At 37.3% G+C, this 18,242-nt stretch carries 18 protein-coding genes; all 18 read right to left on the bottom strand.

The features are described from left to right. Nucleotides 1-2: 2 nt before the first annotated feature. The 18 genes from yqfC to gpr all read right to left on the bottom strand — a co-directional run bounded on the left by yqfC (nt 3) and on the right by gpr (nt 18,169). Nucleotides 3-284: a sporulation protein YqfC gene (gene yqfC, locus D8M04_RS01830; RefSeq protein WP_121520841.1), complete on the bottom strand. Its 282-nt coding sequence runs from the start codon at nt 282-284 to the stop codon at nt 3-5. A 148-nt stretch (nt 285-432) separates the two neighbouring features. Then, entirely contained in the window at nt 433-948 is a 516-nt protein-coding gene (locus D8M04_RS01825) for a hypothetical protein (RefSeq protein WP_121520839.1), read from the bottom strand. 29 nt (nt 949-977) lie between these two features. After that, a complete protein-coding gene (gene floA / locus D8M04_RS01820) occupies nt 978-1,967 on the bottom strand; it encodes a flotillin-like protein FloA (RefSeq protein WP_121520837.1) in 990 nt (329 codons plus the stop codon). A gap of 26 nt (nt 1,968-1,993) precedes the next feature. Continuing rightward, nucleotides 1,994-3,334, bottom strand: coding sequence for an NfeD family protein (locus D8M04_RS01815; RefSeq protein WP_121520835.1), 1,341 nt, complete (start codon nt 3,332-3,334; stop codon nt 1,994-1,996). 201 nt (nt 3,335-3,535) lie between these two features. Further along, nucleotides 3,536-3,982, bottom strand: coding sequence for a GatB/YqeY domain-containing protein (locus tag D8M04_RS01810; protein WP_121520833.1), 447 nt, complete (start codon nt 3,980-3,982; stop codon nt 3,536-3,538). Nucleotides 3,983-3,996: 14 nt separating this feature from the next. Continuing rightward, nucleotides 3,997-4,173 carry a 30S ribosomal protein S21 gene (gene rpsU, locus D8M04_RS01805; RefSeq protein WP_047183793.1) on the bottom strand — a complete coding sequence of 59 codons (177 nt, stop codon included), beginning with the start codon at nt 4,171-4,173 and terminating at the stop codon, nt 3,997-3,999. A 142-nt stretch (nt 4,174-4,315) separates the two neighbouring features. Further along, nucleotides 4,316-4,987 carry a deoxyribose-phosphate aldolase gene (deoC, locus tag D8M04_RS01800; RefSeq protein WP_121520830.1) on the bottom strand — a complete coding sequence of 224 codons (672 nt, stop codon included), beginning with the start codon at nt 4,985-4,987 and terminating at the stop codon, nt 4,316-4,318. Between the two features lie 16 nt (nt 4,988-5,003). Then, nucleotides 5,004-5,765, bottom strand: coding sequence for a 16S rRNA (uracil(1498)-N(3))-methyltransferase (locus tag D8M04_RS01795; protein ID WP_121520828.1), 762 nt, complete (start codon nt 5,763-5,765; stop codon nt 5,004-5,006). Nucleotides 5,766-5,792: 27 nt separating this feature from the next. Further along, complete coding sequence (prmA, locus tag D8M04_RS01790) at nt 5,793-6,728, bottom strand: 50S ribosomal protein L11 methyltransferase (protein ID WP_121520826.1); 936 nt, start codon at nt 6,726-6,728, stop codon at nt 5,793-5,795. Between the two features lie 61 nt (nt 6,729-6,789). After that, entirely contained in the window at nt 6,790-7,917 is a 1,128-nt protein-coding gene (gene dnaJ, locus D8M04_RS01785; protein WP_121520824.1) for a molecular chaperone DnaJ, read from the bottom strand. A gap of 565 nt (nt 7,918-8,482) precedes the next feature. After that, nucleotides 8,483-10,318: a molecular chaperone DnaK gene (gene dnaK / locus D8M04_RS01780; protein WP_121520822.1), complete on the bottom strand. Its 1,836-nt coding sequence runs from the start codon at nt 10,316-10,318 to the stop codon at nt 8,483-8,485. Nucleotides 10,319-10,354: 36 nt separating this feature from the next. Beyond that, nucleotides 10,355-10,921 (bottom strand): nucleotide exchange factor GrpE, encoded by a 567-nt coding sequence (gene grpE / locus D8M04_RS01775; RefSeq protein ID WP_281277103.1) that lies wholly within the window; start codon nt 10,919-10,921, stop codon nt 10,355-10,357. 98 nt (nt 10,922-11,019) lie between these two features. Further along, nucleotides 11,020-12,051, bottom strand: a complete 1,032-nt coding sequence (gene hrcA, locus D8M04_RS01770) for a heat-inducible transcriptional repressor HrcA (protein ID WP_121520818.1) — start codon at nt 12,049-12,051, stop codon at nt 11,020-11,022. A 90-nt stretch (nt 12,052-12,141) separates the two neighbouring features. Continuing rightward, complete coding sequence (gene hemW, locus D8M04_RS01765) at nt 12,142-13,302, bottom strand: radical SAM family heme chaperone HemW (protein WP_121520816.1); 1,161 nt, start codon at nt 13,300-13,302, stop codon at nt 12,142-12,144. Between the two features lie 95 nt (nt 13,303-13,397). Beyond that, nucleotides 13,398-15,206: a translation elongation factor 4 gene (gene lepA / locus D8M04_RS01760; RefSeq protein WP_121520814.1), complete on the bottom strand. Its 1,809-nt coding sequence runs from the start codon at nt 15,204-15,206 to the stop codon at nt 13,398-13,400. 253 nt (nt 15,207-15,459) lie between these two features. Then, nucleotides 15,460-15,786: a hypothetical protein gene (locus D8M04_RS01755; protein ID WP_121520812.1), complete on the bottom strand. Its 327-nt coding sequence runs from the start codon at nt 15,784-15,786 to the stop codon at nt 15,460-15,462. Nucleotides 15,787-15,795: 9 nt separating this feature from the next. After that, nucleotides 15,796-16,953, bottom strand: coding sequence for a stage II sporulation protein P (gene spoIIP / locus D8M04_RS01750; protein ID WP_121520810.1), 1,158 nt, complete (start codon nt 16,951-16,953; stop codon nt 15,796-15,798). A gap of 115 nt (nt 16,954-17,068) precedes the next feature. Next, nucleotides 17,069-18,169, bottom strand: coding sequence for a GPR endopeptidase (gpr, locus tag D8M04_RS01745; RefSeq protein ID WP_121520808.1), 1,101 nt, complete (start codon nt 18,167-18,169; stop codon nt 17,069-17,071). Between the last annotated feature and the right edge of the window lie 73 nt (nt 18,170-18,242).

Raw genomic sequence — 18,242 nt, 5'->3', positions numbered from 1 at the left:
GTTTAGCTTGGTATAAATTTAATATCAGTAATCGTACCCTCGAGTAATATTTCCTCTGGAAGCATCATTCTCAATACAAAAGCATTACCGGTTATTTGCACATACCCCTTATTCACTTTTAACTTAAGCTCTGTATCTGAATAAATTTCTAATCCTTTATGATTTTCAATATAAACATGAATTTGGCCAATAACTGTGATTCGAGGCAATTCAAGAATGACATCAGAAGGAAGTGCAAAAGAATTAATTAATAAGGATCGAACGCGCTGTTGCCATTTTTTCATGTATGCATCCCCCTCTCACATACATCATATGAGAGTAAATAACGTTTAAGAACATTTGAGAAGGAAAGTAAAATATTGGAGAATAACATAAGCATCTGTTTCCTGGTATAAAAAAAGCCACCAACCTAAATAGGTTGATGGTTTTTCTTCATTTGAATTTCCGTTCATCACTAACAGTTCGAAATGGTTTTCTGGCACGCGGAGGCCCAAGCACCTCTGACATGATTATTCCTTGAACCAGGCCCTTTTTTGTTAGGTTATTTCCAATCTCTCTCTTTAATTTCTTTTGTTCCTCTGATAATTGTTCAGCCTTTCTTTGTAGTTCCTTCCCCTTAAAGGCATCAAAACTATGATTGGAAATTTCACGGCCATTTATTGCTTCCATAGAAGCTTTTACATCCGTTTTTAACTGACTCGCCAAACGTTCCATCTGTTCTTTCTTCTGATCCTCTATAGAGATCGTAGTCGGTATCGGGGAACTGGGCTCTTGAACTTTTCTCTGACTTTTTTGTTCCATTGTTGTGTTTGAAGGAGAAGGCCTTTTTGGATGAGGCTTATCTGTTTTTTTATCCTTCTCATTTTTGCCGAACAACCCTAATAGACCTGATAGAAGAATTAATATAACAAAAAAGTTTTCAAAGATTAAATCTAATAATCCTTCCACCCTAATCCCTCCTTCTGTAAATACAACGATTATTTATCATGATCATCATTGTCTTTAGTTAACTTACCAATTGTATCACGCATATCTGTATCAGCATTTATATTTTCATAATTTAAGTAATCCATTACACCCATTTTCCCAGAACGCAATGCCTCTGCAAGGGCTAGTGGTACGTCTGCTTCTGCTTCCACAACTTTTGCACGCATTTCTTGAGTACGCGCAACCATCTCTTGCTCTTGTGCAACGGCCATTGCCCGGCGTTCTTCTGCTTTAGCTTGAGCAATATTTTTATCCGCTTCTGCTTGGTCTGTTTGTAAAATAGCACCAATATTCTTGCCAATATCTACATCAGCAATATCAATCGACAGGATTTCGAATGCAGTTCCTGCGTCTAAGCCTTTAGATAATACGGTATGGGAAATCATATCTGGATTCTCTAGGACCTTTGCATGGGTATCGGACCCACCAATCGTACTGACAACCCCTTCTCCGACACGAGCAATGATTGTTTCTTCACCAGCACCACCGACTAAGCGGTCAATATTTGCACGGACAGTAATTCTCGCTTTCGCTTTCACTTCAATCCCGTCAATTGCAATACCAGCAATAAATGGTGTTTCAATTACTTTTGGATTTACACTCATTTGTACAGCTTCTAAAACATCTCGGCCAGCTAAGTCAATTGCAGCTGCGCGTTCAAATGTAAGTTCAATATTAGCTCGATGGGCTGCAATTAATGCATTAACCACACGGTCAACGTTACCACCTGCTAAATAATGGCTTTCCAATTGGTTCGTTGTTACATTAAGTCCCGCTTTATGTGCCTTAATTAAGGGATTGATTACTCGGTTTGGTACTACTCGACGTAAACGCATCCCAATTAACGTGAAGATACTTACTTTTACCCCTGCAGCAAGAGCACTAATCCAAAGTGCTACAGGAATAAATGTGAACAAAATCGCTGCAGCAATCAGAATGACTGCAATAATAATTACTGGAAACAATAATTGAAGATCCATAGAATTTCCTCCTAATATTTTAGATTTTATAACCTTTTAACTACAACACGGTGACCTTCCACCTTAACTACTTTTAATCTTGTTCCTTTCTCTATATAGGCTCCTTCTGAAACCACATCAATTCTTTCATGATCAAATTCACCTATGCCAGAGGGACGTAATGAAGTGATAGCCTCCCCTTCTAATCCTATTAACTCAAGTCGGTTAATAGATGAAACATAGCCTTCTTCAGTGGTTGTGCTATCTTTTAGAATGATGTGCCTAAATACACCTTTATCTAAACCAACTCTCCTAAAGAGGATAACACTTGCGACAATCGCAACTAAAAAGGCAATCCCTACACTCATAGCCATTTGACCTATATCGTAGCCAGACATTAGTAAAGAGCAGACAGTAGCAGCAACCCCTAGGAAACCAAGAATACCCCCAGGGACAAAGAATTCTGCAATAATAAGGATAATACCTACAACCAGGAGTATAATCGCTTCCCAACCTGCTAAGCCAGCAACGATATGTCCGTAAAAGAATAAAACAAGAGAGATTAATCCCATTGTCCCTGGTACACCAAATCCAGGAGAATAAAGCTCCACGATCAAGCCTAAACTGGCTATAGAAAGCAGGATAGAATAAACAACCGGGTTAGTGAGAAAGCGTGCAACTTCCTCTGCAAGTGTAGGTTGTGTTTCAACAACTGTTGCGCGAGAAAGATTAAGTTCATGGAGTAATTCAACCCGATCATTTACTATTCCTTCCGCATAACCAACTTCTACTGCATCTTGTGGGCCTAAAGTAAGAAATTCTCCTTCGGGTGCTCCGTACTCTGATAAATCAATGCTAGGGTCAGCCATGGCAACAGCATAAAGTGGGTCTCTACCATTCGATTCTGCTGCAGCACTCATCCGTTCAATCCATGCAGATTGAGCTTTTTTATCTGCTGCAGTTCCATCACTATTAATTACGCCACTTGCCCCCATTGTTGCATGCGGTACAAAATATATATTATCCGTATTTAACGCAATATATGAACCTGCAGATAATGCTTCATTGACGATAAAAGAAGTGGTTGGCAATTCCAGATTTTGTAAGAGCGTGCCAATTTGACCTGCTGAATCAACTCTTCCTCCTGGTGTATCGATTTCTAGAACGATGTGGTCAGCACCGTTTTCTATCGCTTCGTTTGTTGTCCTTTTTAAAAAGGCTTCTAACCCTCTTTCCACTTCCTTCTCGACGGGTATAATATAAACAAGCTCGCCTTCACCTTCTTCGGCTTCTGCTATGGTGGAGACATCTGTTAATATTGCTATTACTGCAAATACCATTAAGCTAATGAGTACTATGTATAAAGGTAGCCTTTTTGATACCAACATGTATCACCCCCTTATTGACTAACAATATAATTACGTATTTAAATAAAAAAAGGTTTCATATTGGAATGAATTATTTCCTAACTAGATACTATCACAATCAGTTAGACATATAAAAGCAATTTCGGGATCTTTCCTTGCTTATTATGTAATAAATGGAATAATAAAAAACTGTCATCCGTGGACGACAGTTTTTCTGATAAATTATTTTAATTGTTGTAAAACAACGTCTTTTATTTGAGTTCCGTCTGCCTTACCTTTTACTTTTGGCATAACCGCACTCATCACTTTACCCATTTCTTTTTTTGAAGAAGCGTTTAATTCCTGAATCGTTTCCTGAACAATCTTAATTAGTTCTTCTTCAGAAAGCTGTTCCGGCATATATCTTTTAACAACAGATAATTCATTTTCAACCTTAATTACAAGATCATCGCGTCCAGCTGATTTGAATTCTTGGAGGGAATCTTTTCTTTGCTTTACCTCTCTAGAGAGAATGGTTAATTCTTCATCCTCAGTAAGAGTATCTTTTCCAAGTTTAATTGATTCATTCTGAATGGAAGCTTTAATCATGCGAATAACACTTAGGGTTTCTTTATCCTTGTTTTTCATCGCTTGCTTCATATCTTGATTCAATGTTTCCAGTAACGCCATGCAGTAGCACCCTCTTAGTATTTACGCTTTCTAGCAGCTTCAGATTTCTTCTTACGGCGAACGCTAGGTTTTTCATAGTATTCACGCTTACGATATTCTGATAGTGTACCACTTTTTGACACACTACGCTTAAAGCGACGAAGAGCATCTTCAAGAGACTCGTTTTTACGAACGCGAGTTGTATTTGACATGCTAATTTCCCTCCCTCCGAAGCACAAAAACAAAATTGTAAGGGCATATGTAAAGTCCTCCCACATGCCTTTTTAAAGTATAATATAATCCCACAAATTGGTCAACTTATTCTTTTTCTAAAAATAAATGGATGGCTAGCATTTAGTATTCTGAAGTACCCTTTTCTCCATTTACAATTGCTACTCCTGAACTTGCTCCGATGCGTGTTGCGCCTGCCTCTATCATTGCTTTAACAGCATCGTAATCACGGACACCTCCAGAAGCTTTCACACCTAAATCTGGTCCAACTGTTTCCCGCATCAATTTAATATCCTCCACAGTTGCTCCCCCACTAGAAAAACCTGTAGATGTTTTCACAAAATCGGCACCGGCCTCTTTTGCCAGCTTACAAGCCCGAACTTTTTCTTCATCCGTTAATAATGCTGTTTCAATAATCACTTTTGTGATAGCAGAAGTCTTCGCTTCATTTACTACTGCTGCTATATCTGCTTTAACTTGATTATCATTACCTGATTTAAGCTCTCCAATATTTATAACCATATCAACTTCTTTAGCACCATCTTTAATAGCTTGCTTCGTTTCAAAGACCTTTGATGCAGTTGAAGTAGCTCCCAGAGGAAAACCAATTACCGTACATACTTTTACAGGAGTATCCTTTAACTTTTCGAAGCAATAGGATACCCAATACGGATTTACACATACGGATGCAAATTCATATTCTCTTGCCTCATTAATAATTTTATCAATCTGATTCTTTGTTGATTCAGGTTTAAGTAACGTGTGGTCAATATATTTGGCTAATTGAATATCCATCCAAAACTTCCTTCTTTCATTCATTAATATGAAATTCTTCAAAGTGATAAGAAATACTTGCTAATGCGTATAAGGGAGCAGTTTCTGTTCTTAATATCCTTGGTCCTAATCGTACGGTTTCAAATCCATTGCTCTTTAATTGTTGTGCTTCTGTTTCTGAAAATCCACCCTCCGGTCCAATAACAATAAGCAGTTTTTGACCTTTAACCAGATCCTTTAAGATAGAAGCGAATGAATGGTAATGCTCTCCCTTAGCTTCCTCTTCATATGCAAAAATTTTTCTATCATAAAGTAATCCTTCTTTTATAATTCCGTCCAGATTCATTGGTTCATGGAGAGTCGGTATTCTGGTACGATGGCTCTGCTCACTGGCTTCTTTTACAATCTTCGAGAAACGTGTCATTTTCTTTACAATCTTCTTATTATCCCAAACAACTACAGAACGATCAGATTGAAAAGGGATAAAAGCTGAGGCACCTAGTTCTGTACCCTTTTGCAAGATTAAATCAAGTTTATCCCCTTTAGGAAGACCCTGTGCAATGGTTACATGAATTGGCATTTCCACATCTTCGTCGAGCCACTCTAAGACCTCTGCTATTATACTGCTAACTTCCATTTGTTTTATTTCACAAATGGCAGATTTGCCTAGCTCATCATTACAGATAATGTTGTCTCCTGGCTTATTACGCATCACTTTCACAATATGGTGAACGTCTTCTCCTTGGATAGTAACCTCATTTCCATTCCAGTTACTCGATGAAACAAAGTATCGTTGCAATCTTTGCACCTACTTCTTATATCATGGTTATTTTCTAGCTATAATGGATATCCAATCTTCCATTTCATTCATTCCTATGATTTCAAATCCCTGTTGAACTAATGTATCCTTTACCAATTCTTTTTTGTTTTGGATTATACCCGAGGTAATAAAATAGCCCCCAGGTACAAGGTTATTCCAAGCATCATCCACAAAACGGACAATAATTTCGGCAAGTATGTTAGAAACAATGATATTGGCTTTTAAGTCTATATGATCAAGTAAGTTATTTTGCTTAGAAAAAATAACATCATTAAGTTTATTGACCTTTGCATTTAATTTAGTACTTTTAACTGCTACTTCGTCTAAATCAAAAGCATGAACTTTACTCGCTCCTAATAATGCGGAGGCAATACTTAATACACCTGAACCGCTGCCAACATCGATGACTATATCGTCTTTTTCAATATACTGCTCTAATGCTTGAATACTTAGAACAGTTGTTGGGTGGGTACCAGTTCCAAAAGCCATACCTGGATCAAGTTCAATAATGAGTTCATCACTATCAACAGGATTATATTCTTCCCAGGTCGGGGTAATTGTAATTCTCTTGGAAATTTTTACTGGCTTATAATACTTTTTCCACGCAGTAGACCATTCTTCTTCATTAACTTCAGATAATGTAACCTGATTTTTGCCAAGGTCAATATCATAAATCAAAAGATTATTAATGGCTTGTTTAATCTCCTCTACAGTTTCTCCCAAGAAACTATTTACGGGTAAGTATGCTTTAATACGGACTCCTTCTTCGGGATAATCATTTGGATCCAGTTCATATATTTCTCCAAACTGATCATTATGTAATTGCACTAGATCTAAAGGATCCTCAATTACTAGTCCACTTGCTCCTGTTTCATGAAGAATGTTGGAGATTGGCTCAATTGCTTCATTAGTTGTCAGGATGCAAATCTCTGACCATTTCATTTATAACCACCCATTTCATATAATTACAAATATGTAGAACGATGTTGTCTGGACAACACCGTTAATCATTGTTTCTAAACGCATTTTTAAATCGCTTAAAGATGGAACCGTCTTGTTCGTCTGTAGAATCGTTACCTCGCAAATCATTAAATTCACGAAGAAGTTCTTTTTGACGCTCTGTTAAGTTAGTAGGTGTTACAATACGTACTTTGATAAGCTGGTCACCTTGTCCTCTGCCCCGTACATTCGGTGCTCCTTTACCTTTTAAGCGGAACATTTTTCCAGTTTGGGTGCCAGAAGGAACTTTTAATTTCACTTTTCCATGAACAGTAGGGACTTCTAACTCATCTCCAAGTGCAGCTTGTGCGAAGTTAATTGGTAATTCACAGTAAATATTATCTCCCTCGCGTTCAAAGAAATCATGTGGTCTGATTTGAACTACAACAAACAGATCTCCAGCAGGTCCGCCATTCACACCAGGCTCTCCCTTACCTGCAATTCGAATTTGTTGCCCTTCATCAATACCTGCAGGGATTTTAATATGAATTTTTTTATTCTTCTTCACTTTTCCTGCCCCACCACAGGTGTTACATTTTTCTTTAACAACTTTCCCTTTACCACCACAGTAATGACAGACTCTGCGATTTACCACTCTGCCAAATGGCGTGTTTTGCTCTTGATTTAGCTGACCACTCCCATGACAGTGTGAACATGTTTCAACCTTCGTTCCAGGTTTAGCACCAGAACCGTCACATGTCTCACATGTTTCCTCATTGGGGATGGTTATATCGGTTTCTTTCCCAAAAATAGCCTCTTCAAAATCTAAGACCATTCTATATTGAAGATCTGCACCTTGTTGAGGAGCATTTGGATCTTGCCTGCGTCCTCCACCACCAAAGAACATATCAAAAATATCTCCGAAGCCGCCAAAGTCTTCCGCTCCTCCTCCAAAGCCACCAAAGCCTTGATTAGGTCCTGCATGGCCAAACTGGTCATATTGCGCACGCTTTCCTTCATCACTTAATACTTCATATGCTTCTTTTACTTCTTTAAATTTATCCGCCGCATCTGCTTCTTTATTTACATCCGGGTGGTATTTTCTTGCTAATTTACGATATGCCTTTTTGATATCTTCTTTTGAAGCACCCTTTTCTAATCCAAGCACATCATAATAATCTCTCTTACTCACTGACAAATCACTCTCCCGACTCACTACCTGAATAAATTTTATATTATCATCTACATGTTACTGTAGCAAATACTTGTGTGCAACAAGTTAATCAATAAAAATCCTTTTGATGCTTATTCTTTTAAATTGATAGTTAATGTGAATTAAATTAACAGCAAAGTTTATAGTAACTGTGTATTAACTTAATTCAAAACGTGGGTAACACCGCTCCGGAAATACACTACGCTGGTATGGTGCTAAATTAGGAAACACAACTCCACATATAGAAGTGATTATAGCGGAGGGCAGTCGACTCCTGCGGGAAAAGCAACAGCCGAAGACCCCGCAGGAAGTGGTTTTCTTCCGAGGAGGCTGAGGCGTTGCCCGCGGAAAGCGTACTGCCCTCAGCGGAAATCACCAGCACATATTTCCAGTGTGTTTCGGTTATCCACTAAAAACCGAATTAACTAAATCAGAAATTTATCTATTTTCTACGTAAGCTTCATAGTTGTAACATAGCTTTGAGAAAAAAAGTCAAAGCCAAGAGATTCCTGACTTTGACTTTTAATTAGACAATCATCAATTATTATTTGTTATCTTTATCGTCATCTACTTCTTGATAATCCGCATCAACTACATCATCATCTGCATTTCCTGCTTGTTCTGTTCCTTGTGCAGCTTGTGCTTGTTGCTGTGCTTGTTCATAAAGTTTAACAGACAATTGTTGTACTTCTTCTTGAAGAGCATCTTTCTTAGCTCTAATTTCTTCGATGTCATTGCCCTCTAAAGCTTTTTTCAATTCTTCTTTAGCAGTTTCTGCTTTTTGTTTTTCATCTTCAGAAACCTTGTCTCCTAAATCTTTCAATGTCTTATCTGTTGTAAATACAAGTTGATCAGCTTCGTTGCGAAGGTCAACTTCTTCACGACGCTTTTTATCTTCTTCTGCATTCTCTTCTGCTTCACGTACCATACGTTCTACTTCATCATCAGATAGTCCTGAAGAAGACTTAATAGTAATAGATTGTTCTTTATTTGTTCCTAAATCTTTTGCACGTACATTTACGATACCATTTGCATCAATATCAAATGACACTTCAATTTGTGGTACTCCTCTTGGTGCTGGTGGAATATCACTTAATTGGAAACGACCAAGTGTTTTATTATATTGAGCCATTTCTCGTTCTCCTTGAAGCACGTGAATATCTACTGCAGTTTGATTGTCTGCTGCTGTAGAGAATACTTGAGAATGGCTTGTAGGGATTGTTGTATTACGCTCAATTAACTTCGTAAATACTCCACCCATTGTTTCAATACCTAATGAAAGTGGTGTAACATCTAGTAATAGAACATCCTTAACATCTCCTTGAAGAACTCCACCTTGAATCGCTGCACCTAAAGCAACTACTTCATCAGGGTTTACTCCTTTGGATGCTTCCTTGCCAATTTCTTTCTTAATCGCTTCTTGCACTGCAGGAATACGTGTAGAACCACCTACTAGGATCACTTTATCAATCTCATTTGTTGATAATCCTGCATCTTGTAGTGCTTTACGTGTTGGTACCATAGTACGCTCAACTAATTCAGAAGATAACTCTTCAAATTTCGCACGAGAAAGGGTTGTTTCTAAATGCAATGGACCTGCTTCCCCTGCAGTAATAAATGGTAATGAAATTTGTGTTTGAGTAACTCCAGATAAATCTTTCTTCGCCTTTTCAGCTGAATCTTTCAAGCGTTGTACTGCCATTTTATCCTTAGAAAGGTCAATGCCATTTTCTTTTCTAAATTCTTCAACTAAGTAATCAATAATAACTTGGTCAAAGTCATCTCCACCTAGACGGTTGTCCCCAGCAGTTGCAATAACTTCAAATGTTCCATCACCGATGTCTAGAATGGAAACATCAAATGTACCACCACCTAGGTCAAATACTAGGATTGTTTGATCTTGATCATTCTTATCAATACCGTATGCTAAAGCAGCAGCCGTTGGTTCGTTAATAATACGCTCTACTTCAAGGCCAGCAATTTTACCTGCATCTTTTGTAGCTTGTCGTTCGGAATCATTGAAATATGCAGGAACAGTAATAACAGCTTTATCTACTGTTTCACCAATATAATCTTCTGCATATGATTTAATGTATTGTAAAACTATAGCTGATACTTCTTGCGGTGTGTATTCTTTGTCTTCGATTTTTACTTTGTAGTCTGTTCCCATATGGCGTTTAATAGACTGGATTGTATTAGGGTTAGTAATTGCCTGACGTTTTGCAACTTCTCCAACCTGTCTTTCGCCATTCTTGAAAGCTACTACTGATGGAGTCGTACGGTTTCCTTCTGGATTAGGAATAACAACCGCTTCTCCACCTTCCATTACGGCTACACAAGAATTTGTTGTACCTAAGTCAATACCAATGATTTTACCCATAACTAAATTCCTCCTTAACAACTGTTCCAAGTATTATTATTTATTTACCTTTACCATTGCTGGTCTTACAACACGGTCCTTAAGTATATACCCTTTTTGCAATTCCTCTACCACAATGTTAGAAGGGGCTGAGTCGTCTTCAACCTGCATTACTGCATGATGAAGGTTTGGGTCAAACTCTTTTCCTTCTGTTTCAATAACTTCGACACCTTGTGATTTCAATGCTTCAATGAATTGTCTAAGTACCATTGTAATACCATCTACTAAGCTTTTTGTCTGGTCGGTAACTTCTATTTCTAGCGCGCGTTCCAGATTATCAATAGCTGGTAATAACTCTGTTACAAGGTCTTGAGATTTGTATTTTCTATCAGCTTCTTTTTCTTTTTGCGTTCGCTTCTTATAATTGTCAAATTCCGCTTGAAGCCTTAGTAGTCTTTGAAAAGTTTCATCTTTTTCTTTTTTTAGTGCTTCCATTTCGCTTTCTAGTTCTGCGGCTGCTGATTCAACATTACTATCTTCATTTTCAACAGAACTAGTCTCTTCAACTACTTCCTCATTTTCTTCCTCGTTAAATGCACTATTTTTTTCTTCCACCAATGACACCTCCACTATAACTTAATCGGCTATTCATCACTTCTCGTGATAGTGCTCCAAAAAAGATGGTAAGGCTGGCCACCCTACCATTAGGTAAACAAGTGAACTTATTTGTAGGATTTATACCATTTATATAGCGCTTCACTCATCTCCTTAGATAAACTCGACAATAAGGAAATGACCTTTTTATACTCCATTCGAGTAGGACCTATAAGCGCAATGGTTCCTAATTGCCCTTTACCAAGCTGATAAGAAGCAGTAATTAAGCTAAAATCTTTAATTGCCTCAAACTCATTTTCATTTCCAATAGTTACTTCAATACCATGCTTCGAGTTCTTTAGTAAATTCGCGATTTCATTTTCATTATCCATCATGGCGTAGAATGCACGAATTTTATTTACATCATTAAACTCCGGCTGCAACAAAATATTGGATTTCCCACCAACATAAATTTTAACCGGATGCTCTTGTGTAAAAATAGATTTCAAATATTCATAAGACTTATCAAAATCCTGGATATACTTCTTCATCAGATTAGTAATTTCTTTGTGAAATACTTCTTCCAACTGTACTATTGGCACCCCTTGAAGCCTATCGTTCAAAATATTAACCATTTTTTCAATCACAGACGGTTGTATAACATCTGGAATGGAGAAAGAACGATGCTCCACATGTCCTGTATCTGTCACTAAGATGGCGACAGCAGTATGAGATGTTAGTGGAATAATTTGTATTTGTTTTAGTTTCGTGCTGTTTAATTCCGGCCCAAGAATAATCGAGGTATAATTTGTTAGTTCAGATAATACTTCAGCTGACATTTGGACGATTTGTTCAAATTCAAAGAAACCATCCTTCATTATGTCATTAATGAACTTAATACCTTCTGGGTTAGAAATCGGGGAAACCAAATGATCCACATAATATCGGTAACCTTTTTCAGATGGTACCCTTCCTGAAGATGAATGGGTTTTTTCCAAAAAGCCCAATTCTTCTAAGTCTGCCATTTCATTTCTAATTGTAGCAGCACTATATGGGATTTTGTCTTTTTTTGAAAGTGCACGCGAACCAACTGGATGAGCTGTTTCAATGAAATCATCGATAATCAATTGTAAGAGTAATAATTGCCTATCAGTTAGCATGATGTTCACCCCTGTTAGCACTCGCACCGACAGAGTGCTAATACTAATAATAAAGTATCAAATCCTTATTTTTTTGTCAATTATGATGCATTAGACGAAGGCTAAATCTACATCATCTAGCATGAATTTCTCAAAGACCTGATTTGAAATTAATAATCCTTGATCCGTTAGCCGATATGAATACTCTTCCTTTTGAAGCCACTGACGTTCCATTAAAGTATCTAACTCTTGTTTATATAATGTATCAAAAGATATACCAAATTTCCTGTTAAACTCTTCTGTGTTTATTCCCTTCATTCGCCGCAACCCCAAAAATACTTCTTCTTCTATTTTCTCTTTTAGAGTGATTTCATCTACATGTAATACTGGTTTACCATCTTCATAAGCTTTCTTTACGTAAGCAGGCAATGGTCTGATATTGGTTATTCGCTTCCCTGGCAAATAACCATGGGCTCCAGCACCGAATCCATAATAATATCCATTACCCCAATATGTCAGGTTATGCTTGCTCTCATACCCTGGAATTGCGAAATTACTTATCTCGTATTGTTTTATGCCCTGGGAAGCCATTGTTTCTCTTAATAATTCGTACATATGAACTTCATCGTCTTCTGATGGACGGTGTAATTTTCCTTTTTGGTGCCTTAAATAAAATACCGTTTTCGGCTCAATCTGCAACCCATAAGTAGCATAATGAGGAAGCTTAAATGTGAGAGCTTCATCAAGCGATGCTTTAAATTGCTCTACAGTTTGATGAGGTAAGGCATACATGAGATCAAGACTAATATTCGTGAAATTTTGTTGATAAAACAAATCAACGGTATGATATACATCGCGAACGCGGTGCACTCTCCCCAGTTCTTCTAACAAATCATCGTCCATCACTTGTACACCAAATGAAATACGAGAAATTCCATATTCCTTTAGCAATTTTGTTTTTTGTTCATCAATATCACCTGGATTTACTTCAATAGTAAATTCTTCACAGCTAGCAATGTCAAATTTCTCGTTTACTAATTTCAATAAAAATTTTAATTGCTCAAAATTAAGTGCTGTTGGAGTTCCTCCACCTATATAGATAGTTTTAACTTTATTTTTCTTCCCTTTTATACTTGTATTTATCTCTTTTTCTAATGCATACAAATATTCTGTTGCTAATTTTTCATTGTAAAAAAATTTCACAAAGTCACAGTAATGACAAATTTGCTGACAGAAAGGAATATGAATATAAACCGATTGGACTTGTTCCATCTTTTCTTCTCTCCTTATTGCGTTGCGAGCAAATGAAAAGAGGAAAACCTCGAATCGCACTCTCATGCATCAAAGCTTTCCCTCCTAAATTAATTTTAATCTTCGTCCATTTGCAGTACAGCCATAAATGCCTCTTGAGGTACTTCCACTGAACCAACCATTTTCATACGTTTTTTACCTTCTTTTTGCTTCTCTAACAATTTACGCTTACGAGATATATCTCCACCATAAAGCTTAGCAGTTACGTCTTTACGAACAGCTTTAATAGTAGAACGTGCTACAATTTTATTTCCAATTGCTGCTTGAACAGGAACTTCAAATTGTTGACGTGGAATAAGCTCTTTTAATTTTTCTACAATTTGCTTCCCGCGATTATATGCAAAATCACGATGTACAATAAAACTTAACGCATCAATTGTATCCCCATTCAATAGAATATCCATTTTCACTAGTTTTGATTGCTGATATCCGATTAATTCATAATCAAAGGATGCATACCCTTTTGTTTGGGATTTCAATTGGTCAAAAAAGTCATAAACAATCTCTGATAATGGTATATGATATACAACATTAACTCGGATATCATCCACGTATTGCATATCAATAAAGTTTCCACGCTTTTTCTGGGAAATCTCCATAACTGCTCCGACATAATCTTTCGGAACCATGATCGTCGCTTCCACATATGGTTCTCTTATTTCTTGAATGGATTGAGGGTCAGGCATTTTGGATGGATTATCTACATTTAGAACTTCTCCATCTGTTTTTTCGACCTCGAAAATAACACTTGGTGCTGTAGTAATCAAACTAATATTAAATTCTCTCTCAATCCGTTCTTGGATAATTTCCATGTGCAATAGACCTAAGAAACCGCAACGGAAACCAAAACCTAATGCTTGAGACGTTTCTGGTTCATATTGTAAGGCAGAATCATTTAGTTCTAATCGTTCCAATGCCTCACGTAAATCATTATAATCATTTGAATCTATTGGATATAGCCCACAATAAACCATTGGATTTAACTTTCTATAGCCTGGTAATGCTTCAGCAGCAGGACGATTCGCATTAGTAATGGTGTCACCAACTCGAGTATCCCCCACATGTTTAATAGAAGCCGTGATATAACCTACATCGCCTACGGTTAATTCATCGCGCTTGGTTGCAGTTGGCGTGAACACACCGACCTCATTCACTTCAAACTCCTTACCAGTCGCCATCATTTTTATTTTGTCACCGACTTTAACCGAACCTTCTTTAATACAAACATATGCAATGACACCACGATAAGAGTCATATAAAGAATCGAAAATAAGCGCCTTAAGTGGTTCATCTGGGTCTCCAGCAGGCTCCGGAACTACTTCTGCTATACGCTCTAAAATGTCCTCGATTCCAATATTCGCTTTCGCAGAAGCTAATATCGCCTCGTCACCATCAATACCAAGTACATCTTCTAACTCCTGTTTAACTCGATCTGGATCTGCACTAGGAAGATCAATTTTATTAATAACAGGAATAATTTCTAAATCGTTTTCCATCGCCAAATAAACATTTGCCAATGTTTGTGCTTCAATTCCTTGTGCAGCATCAACAACAAGAATTGCACCTTCACATGCTGCTAGACTTCGTGATACTTCATATGTGAAGTCTACATGTCCAGGTGTGTCTATTAGATGGAAAATATATTCTTCGCCATCTTTACTTATATATTTCAGCTGTACAGCATTCAGCTTAATCGTAATTCCACGTTCACGCTCTAGATCCATTCCATCTAATACTTGTTCTTTCATTTCTCTTTTAGAAAGAGTTTGCGTATTTTCTAAAATACGGTCGGCTAGAGTGGATTTACCGTGGTCAATATGAGCTATAATTGAAAAGTTTCGAACTTTCCTTTGTTTGTTCCCCATTCTGATGTTCACTCCTACATTGCTTTTCTACCAGAGTAGAGAAGCTAAAATAAAACGGTAATCAATAATGTTGATTATAGCAATTGACTCGCGGATATTCAATCATTACCTTTTCAACTGGGATTTATGCACTGCATGACCTTTATAGACCCAAAGTATATGAGGTGGAAACCCAATTATTTCGTATACAATAACAATCAGCGAAGATGAAAAGCTTCCGCTGATTGCAATTTACTTGATATATCTATTGTCATTAAAAAAATATATTTGCTATCTGATATAAAATAGTGACAATTATCTCATAGAACCCTTGTACACTGGTTTCTAAAAAGGATGCCGTTTTTTGTGTGTATTCTACCTTACCCTCAGCAGAAAGAACATCCTCTGAAACAGATTGATCAACTGGGTTAGAATAGCTAATTATCTCATCTTCTTCTGTTCTTAAAGCGATATTTTCTTCTATCGAAACTTCTGGATTCTCCGAAAGCTTGAATTTGTTATCTTCCTGATTCATTCCGTACACAGCACCTGAAAGAAAGAAGACCGCCAATAATAAAATTGTGCTTATGATTCGCAACATCTTTTCCCCCTATACATCGGCATTTACAGCTTCTGCTTCCCAATAGAATTCGCTAAATACTTCTGCCAATGCTTCAGCAGATCTATACAATTCTTCTAGCGTGTTCTCTACTCCTCCGAATTCAACTAGAAGTGCATTTTCTGTTAGATCTTGGTTATAGACACCATTGTTGCCCGCTCCCCCTTGTGGGATAACACCTCTGCTTAAACCAGGATATTTCTCTTCTAATAAGTTGTGTATTTCTGTTGCTAGAGCAAAATTTTTCTCATAATTTTCATGTTCATTTCCTACAACAAATACAACTCTTCCATAATCTTCGCCATTTATTTCCTTTGTGGTCTTCTCTCTCGGTAGAGCATCACGGTGTAAATCAAAAATAAATTGAATATTACGATTTGTAGCGAATGCTTCTTCTACAACTCCTCTAGACGCTTCATACGCTTGCCAATATTCCATCTGGTTCTCTTTTAACACTTTTCCAATAATGTCCGTTTCGTCAACCATAGCCCCAATACCTTTAGCTTCAAGTGACTGTGCTAAATGTTCGCTCACTTTTGTAATATTTACTTCGTCATGATGAGCAGCATCTGGATTGGTTACACCTGGAAGATGAGGGAGAAAGGACTCCCTATTATGTGAGTTGTATATAAACACAACATCTTTATCTCCTGTCGATTGGCCATTTCCCTTTGGTTCCGGTGTTTTCTTTTCTTCTGGCTCTTCTAAAACAGCTTCTCTGTCTTTGAGAACTTCCTCCAGTGGCGGGGATGATTCATACGGGATGTTTGTGTAATCTGTTCCTTCTCCAGCAATTAATATTCTATTGTCAAAGACAGCAAATCCAGGTATTTCATTACCAAGTAAACTTCTAGGATCGTTTGGTTTAAGACTTGTTACGACCTCAAATGCAGCACCTGAAAGCGTTGGTAATTGTGTCTCATTATCAAAAGCTTTATTAAAAGCTTTATTTTCCATTCCAAATAAATGGATAAACACTGCCCCATCAATATCACTTGTCCAATTTGAGATAACATCGGAGGAGATGCGATATGCAGGTTGAATCGTAGTAAATATGCCAATAAGAATAAATAATAAACAAATACTTATTAAGTACAACCCAGCCTGTTTATAAATGCTTTTTCCTCTTTCCTTATATTTATAAGGCATGTTTCCACCCTTCCTGACCTTATGCTTATTAAACTCTATGAGTAAAGGTCAAAAAGTAGAACAAAAAAGAGAAAGTACGAGACTGAATTTTTAAATTTAGTAGATATAATAGAGATTACCTGGAGTAAGCAGAGAAATTTGTCACATCTACATTTTCATGTAATGCTGCATTAATTCCTTCAGCAACTAGAGTTGCCATGTCCTTCATAAATCCATCTACTTCTTTAGGTGTTACCATTAAATTATGTCCAATGGGGGTGAGTACTTCTGTAATCAGTTTTCTTTTTTCTTCATCTGATAAATTTCCTACGATCCCCATAAATGTATGTCGTTTTTCTTGATTGGGAAGATCTTGTTCCGTTAATTTCTTAGAACCGAAACGCATCCCAGCAGGAGCCAATGCTTTCGACGGCTGGTCCTTTTCATTCCACTCTCTTCCAAAATGCTTTAACATAAAGTCAATTGTGTCACTAGTAATAGTAACCGCATCTACTACTGTTGGAACTCCGATAGCTATAACAGGTACACCAAGTGTTTCTTTGCTTAGTTCCTTTCGTTTATTGCCTACTCCACTACCCGGATGAATTCCTGAGTCAGATAGCTGTATGGTTTCATTTACGCGTTCGATAGATCTAGCTGCAAGTGCATCTATAGCGATAACAAAGTCTGGTTTTAACTTTTCAACAATCCCATAAATAATATCACTTGTTTCAATTCCAGTAATTCCCATTACTCCAGGTGTCACTGCCGCTACTGGTCGATACCCCTCTGCCACTGATTCAAACTGCAGCCTAAATAGATGACTAGTTACTAATGTTTTCTCAACTGTCATTGGGCCTAGAGCGTCTGGAGTTACATTCCAATTACCTAATCCAACAATCAAACCAACTCCATCCAGCGCAATTTGATTCTTTTTAAGTAATTCTTCTAATTCTTTCGCTAAAATCTTGGCAGCTGCTGTTTGGCGATTGGTGTCCTGCCTTTTCACACCATCAGCATAAATGGTTACATAAGAACCTGGCTTCTTCCCAATTAATTTAGCTCCTTCTTGATCAACCTCAACGTAGGAGATTTTTATATCATCTTGATGTCTTTCTTTAAACGTAACGCCTTTCAGTTCACTCCTTTGTTCTTTTTGATCTGTCTGAACATACATATCCCTTGCTTCAACCGCTAAATCCGTTCTTACTTGGTATGGTACGACTTTATCTTCCACTTACATACTTCCTTTCCTATAATCTTAATATTAGAATTCTCAAGTTCACGAAAAACATACAAAATCAGGAAGT

Origin of the sequence: Oceanobacillus piezotolerans (genome assembly GCF_003665065.1) — a bacterium.
GTDB lineage: Bacteria > Bacillota > Bacilli > Bacillales > Amphibacillaceae > Oceanobacillus > Oceanobacillus piezotolerans.
This window is presented reverse-complemented; position numbering and strand designations above follow the sequence as displayed.